The 391-nt window shown below is 45.0% G+C and carries 1 protein-coding gene; it reads right to left on the bottom strand.

Going from position 1 to position 391, the window contains the following annotated elements:
- On the bottom strand, positions 1 to 391 hold a 391-nt coding region (locus EII41_RS13835), incomplete at both ends, for an ISAs1 family transposase (RefSeq protein WP_124791022.1).

The following is a 391-nucleotide window of genomic DNA, read 5'->3' as shown; positions in this document are numbered from 1 at the left end:
CGCCCAATGCCCACGAATAGCCTGTTTCAATGAAGAAAGATCTGTTAATGACGAAATGTAGTAGGCCACTTCTTCGCTCGTTTTGTCGCTCTTTTTATCCCTTCGTTTGCGTACAACTTTGTGTATCGACCTCAAGCCTTTCCAGCGAGTTAATACCTCGCTGGCTTCTATCTCCAAGGGATTGAGAATGCTTTCATAGCGACGTGTTTCTATGCGTCCGTGAGATAGTTCCATCTGCTCGTCAAGGAGGATATGTCTCTGAAAAAGAGGGCAGAAATAGGCTTCTATCTCTTGCAGACTCAAACTTTGATTCGCCTTAACACACAATACATAGTCTCCGCCCTTATCGATGATTTGTTCGGCAATGGCAGTTTGTGTGCCTATGGCATCA

The sequence above is a fragment of the Tannerella forsythia genome, from assembly GCF_003860135.1.
Classification (GTDB): domain Bacteria; phylum Bacteroidota; class Bacteroidia; order Bacteroidales; family Tannerellaceae; genus Tannerella; species Tannerella forsythia_A.
Note: the sequence above shows the minus strand (reverse complement) of the source record. Positions and strands in the feature narration are given on the sequence as shown.